6 protein-coding genes and 1 riboswitch are annotated in these 4,257 nt (G+C 28.6%); of the genes, 1 reads left to right on the forward strand and 5 read right to left on the reverse strand.

Annotated features, from left to right (window positions below):
- Positions 1 to 120 precede the first annotated feature (120 nt).
- The 3 genes from ACRDBA_RS16520 to ACRDBA_RS16530 are packed head-to-tail and all read right to left on the reverse strand — an operon-like array spanning position 121 to position 2,561.
- The gene (locus tag ACRDBA_RS16520; protein ID WP_438574031.1) at positions 121 to 1,149 is read right to left on the reverse strand and encodes a FecCD family ABC transporter permease; all 1,029 of its coding nucleotides are present in this window, start codon (positions 1,147 to 1,149) and stop codon (positions 121 to 123) included.
- The gene (locus ACRDBA_RS16525; protein ID WP_438574032.1) at positions 1,130 to 2,041 is read right to left on the reverse strand and encodes an ABC transporter substrate-binding protein; all 912 of its coding nucleotides are present in this window, start codon (positions 2,039 to 2,041) and stop codon (positions 1,130 to 1,132) included. Before ACRDBA_RS16525 ends, ACRDBA_RS16520 begins: the two co-directional genes overlap by 20 nt.
- 10 nt (positions 2,042 to 2,051) lie before the next feature.
- The gene (locus ACRDBA_RS16530) at positions 2,052 to 2,561 is read right to left on the reverse strand and encodes an ATP:cob(I)alamin adenosyltransferase (protein WP_438574033.1); all 510 of its coding nucleotides are present in this window, start codon (positions 2,559 to 2,561) and stop codon (positions 2,052 to 2,054) included.
- A 158-nt stretch (positions 2,562 to 2,719) separates the two neighbouring features.
- A riboswitch (cobalamin riboswitch) is annotated at positions 2,720 to 2,895 on the reverse strand.
- A gap of 243 nt (positions 2,896 to 3,138) precedes the next feature.
- On the opposite strand from ACRDBA_RS16530, the gene ACRDBA_RS16535 reads away from it, so the two are divergent.
- Entirely contained in the window at positions 3,139 to 3,393 is a 255-nt protein-coding gene (locus ACRDBA_RS16535) for a hypothetical protein (RefSeq protein WP_438574034.1), read from the forward strand.
- Between the two features lie 51 nt (positions 3,394 to 3,444).
- Here the strand turns inward: ACRDBA_RS16535 and ACRDBA_RS16540 are convergent, their stop codons facing one another.
- Together ACRDBA_RS16540 and ACRDBA_RS16545 are read right to left on the reverse strand one after the other, a co-directional pair.
- Positions 3,445 to 3,714 (reverse strand): hypothetical protein, encoded by a 270-nt coding sequence (locus ACRDBA_RS16540; RefSeq protein ID WP_438574035.1) that lies wholly within the window; start codon positions 3,712 to 3,714, stop codon positions 3,445 to 3,447.
- A gap of 202 nt (positions 3,715 to 3,916) precedes the next feature.
- Positions 3,917 to 4,257: IS200/IS605 family accessory protein TnpB-related protein (locus ACRDBA_RS16545; protein ID WP_438574036.1), on the reverse strand; the 341-nt coding region annotated here is incomplete at its 5' end.

Below are 4,257 nucleotides of genomic sequence, written 5' to 3' on the forward strand. Positions count from 1 at the left end.
AAGTATATATCCTTAGCGAGTGAGTGTATTATATAAGCCGCACCGACTTTCCCAAAGGGTGGAAGGAAGGCTTATATAATACACTCACTCGCGGGCTCAGTAAAAAGCCTAAACCTAATTTCATCTTTTAGATTTACTAAAATATACATACGCAAAGAATGGTGCTCCTATTATTGCAGTTACCGCCCCTACTGGTAATTCTGCTGGTGAAATTAATGTTCTAGATATTAAATCAGTAACCACCATAAGTGATCCTCCAAATAAAAATGACATTGGAATTACATATCCATGTTTTGATCCAAATATCCTTCTTACTATATGAGGTGCTATTAAATCAACAAATCCTATAGTTCCACTAAGTGCCACTGCTCCACCTGTTAAAACTGCTGAGTATACAAACAGCTTTTTCTTAATTTTTTCAGTCTCAACCCCCACTGCTTTTGCTTGCTCTTCTCCAAAGGTCAGTACATCCATTTCTTTTGTATACCTTAATACACCTACAGTTCCGACTACTACAAATGGAATAATAAGCTTAACATAAGACCATCCTCTCATTGAAAAACTTCCCATTTGCCACATTGTTATACTTTTTATATCTTCGCTAAAAAGTGCTGTTACTGTTGTTAACATTGCATTTACAAATAAAGAAAATACCATCCCTGCTAGTATTATAGTGTTATTTGACATTGATTTATCTATTTTAGATGAAAATATCAATACTGAAATTACAGTTAAAAGTCCACATAAGAATCCTACTAGTGGTAATGTAAAACTTCCTAGTATAGGTAATGATATTCCAAGAACTATTACTAAACCTGCTCCTAGCGATGCTCCAGAAGATACGCCTAATGTATATGGAGATGCTAATTCATTTTTTAATATAGATTGGACTACAGAACCACTTACCGCAAGGCTTCCTCCTACTAGAAATGCTAAAAGTACTCTTGGTGCTCTAATTGACCATACTATTGAAATATCCTTAGGATGTATGTCATCTATTATTGGTATATTAAGTATTTTATGAAGTATTATTGATATTGTATCTACTATACTTATATCTGAGCTACCAGTTGAAATTCCTGCACATAAGATTAGGAATACTATTGGTATTAATAGTATTCCTATTTTTTTATTTTTGTCCATATTCATTAGGGTATATAGCATTTGCCATTTCATGTAGAGCTTTTATTATTTTATGAGATGGTCTTGATGAAGCATTCTTATCTATGAAGTAAACTTGATTTTCTTTTACTGCTGTTGTATTTGACCATCCTTCTCTTGATTTTATTTCTTCTGTAGGATTTTCAACATAGTCAACATTAGTTAAGATTACATCTGGATTTGCATCTAATACCGCTTCTTCACTTGGTGATATCCACGATTTTTCATTTGCAAATATATTTTCTGCTCCAACTAATTCTATCATTTCATTTAAGAAAGTTGAGTTTCCAAAACTAAATAAATTAGGTGCAGGTCCTATCTCAAAGTATACTTTTTTCTTGTCCGTTATAGTTTTTCCTATTTTAGCAATCTCTTCAACTTGAGCTTTCATATCTTCAACTATTTTCTTACCTTTTTCGGTAGTATTTGTAATTTCAGCTATAAACATAGTATCATCATAAACACCTTGTATACTATCACTACTTGGTATGTAGAATACACTTATACCAGATTCTTTTATTAATTTAAATGGGTCTTCGTTGTTTCCAGTTTTATTATGTCCTGATGCTATTATCATATCTGGATTTAATGCTATTATTGCTTCTGCATCTGGATTTGAAAAATCTATAAATTCTATATCTGTTGGTATTCCATCAACATCTGCTGAATACTTATCTACTGCTACTAGTTTATCACTTAATCCTAGTTCTACTAATACTTCTGTGTTTGATGGTGCTGTTGATATTATCCTTTCCATTTTGTTTGGAAGTTTAACATCATTACCTTCTCTATCTTTTACTATCGTTTCTTTTTGTGAACATCCAACACTAGCTAACATAACTACTAATATAGTTGTTAATAATAATTTTAATTTTTTCATATTTTTCTCCTTATTTATAATTTCTGCTTACAAATTCTGTTTCATCTACGTTTTCATCTTTATTTAGCTTTAATGCTAATATAAAAAAGTACCCTGAGAATAAATTTGCAAAGTCAAATAGTATTGCATCTACAGTGTTTCCTTGTTCTTTGTGTCTATGTAGTAATCTCACAAGAGCTTTAAACTTAGTTCTAATAACATGTGCATAACTTGCACTTACAGACCCTTGAGGTATTACAAATTTATTTACCCTGTCTTTTATTTCTTCTTGGTATGTATTTGTTCTTTCTTCTAGCCATAATAATTCTTTAGGTGTTACACTTACCTTTGTTCTTAATGATGCATTCATATGATATACTAAATCATTAATTTTAGTTAATTCTTCTTTTAGTTCTTTATCCTCTACAAATGCTCTAAGTAACCCTATTGTGCTTGATATTTCATCTGTAAATATTTCGTAATCACATCTTAGGTCATTAGAGTTATCATATAAAAATGGATATGCTAAGTATTTTGACATATTTAAGACCTCCTCTTCTTAATATTTATTTGAGCGTAAAAATTCGCTTCGCTCATGTCGCCAACGACTTCGTCCGTTGCATAAAAAAACACACTACAAAGAGTGTGTTTGAATGAATATACTTATTCCATTAGCATTGTACCCCACCCTCAGAAGGTAACTGCCGTTAGTATAAGGCAGGTATCCCGGCTCAACTTCACCCTACTTTCTCACCTTCCCGATTAATCAGTGGTATATTGAGAGTTCGTCAGTTTTACGGTTACTGGGGTAGCTTAGAATTTTCATCTAATTCCCTATTAAGTCTGTAAAAGACACCTAATACTAATTTTTATTATTTTTTCACTGTGTTTTGAATTATATATTACTTCGTGACATTTTTCAACATTTTTTGTAACTTTTGTATTATTATATAAGCATTATTTTATTATTTTATAAAATAATGTTAAATTTATTTATCATATTTTACATTATTTTAAATGAATTTTTATAGGAATATAGAATATATTTAATATAAATATTTATTTTTATTTATAAAGTTACCATATGTTACAATAAGTTACTAAAAATAGGAGGTTGTATGAAATATCTCTCAGTCGTAACTAATGTTTTAGCTGTTATTATATTATTTTTATGTGGAGTTGGTATTTTTATTGATTTGAATACTAAATTTATTACTACTATTTTAATTAGTATTTTTATGCTTTGCTTAGGTATTGAAGTATTTTACTCTTATATTTCTTATAACAAAAAATCTTTTCTAATAGTTAGTATTTTATGTATGATAATTTCTCTATTTAATTTATATTTAGTAGTAGAAAATGTTGGACTATAATTATTTACAGATATATAAAAATAGGTCACTAAATGACCTATTTTTTAAGTTCTATTTAAGATTTTCTTTGAAACCTACTGGTGCAATCCCCGGATAATAACCTTCATAATCTAAATATGTACCTACTACTTTATTTTCTTTATTTACTAAGACACATAGCCATACATTCCCATCTCCATTATTATATTTTGATTTTTCTTCTAACTCAAAGCTTATTATATCCATTCCATCTCTACTATTCTTTTCAATTTCCTCTTTTGAATATCCACCTTCTATACAAGTATTTTTAATTAATGCAAATGCATAAGAATCACCATTCATTATTTCTTCTTTAGTCTCTGGTTTTATAGTATAGCCTTGTTCTTTAGCTATTTTATTAGCTTCGTTTATTATATTTTTATCATTTTGTTTTAACTCTTTTTCTGTACTATTATAGCTGTGTTCAGGTTAAAATATTAATATAAACTTATTTAAATTATTAAAAAGTTTAATAAAATATCTTTATTAGTACATAATACTACAATTAAATAATATTAACTCTAATTGGGTGTAACCCTACACCCTCTATCCCATTGGTAAATGCCTTTGAGAATACTTTCTTTATTATTTGATAACTTCCATTTATATCACTATTTATTATTAATGATTTATTCGATTTAAATAAACCTCTTTTTATCCTTCTCGATTTATTATAATATTCTTTCTTAGGCTCTTCATTATCTAAAAATGATGTCCCACTTGTGTATTTTTCATCACTTTCAATAACTTTAATTCCAGCATTCTCGCCTTTATATTTAATCATTTGTATAAGCATATTAAATGGAATTTGAACAAAGTTTTGATTATTTTGTTTTGACATTTTAA

Source organism: Clostridium sp. (genome assembly GCF_051654825.1).
In the GTDB taxonomy this organism is placed as follows: Bacteria; Bacillota; Clostridia; order Clostridiales; family Clostridiaceae; genus Clostridium.

Coding starts and splice junctions, on each gene's coding strand:
- ACRDBA_RS16525 (WP_438574032.1), bottom strand. CDS start 2,041: ATGAAAAAATTAAAATTATTATTAACAACTATATTAGTAGTTATGTTA.
- ACRDBA_RS16540 (WP_438574035.1), bottom strand. CDS start 3,714: ATGAATGGTGATTCTTATGCATTTGCATTAATTAAAAATACTTGTATA.
- ACRDBA_RS16520 (WP_438574031.1), bottom strand. CDS start 1,149: ATGAATATGGACAAAAATAAAAAAATAGGAATACTATTAATACCAATA.
- ACRDBA_RS16530 (WP_438574033.1), bottom strand. CDS start 2,561: ATGTCAAAATACTTAGCATATCCATTTTTATATGATAACTCTAATGAC.
- ACRDBA_RS16535 (WP_438574034.1), top strand. CDS start 3,139: ATGAAATATCTCTCAGTCGTAACTAATGTTTTAGCTGTTATTATATTA.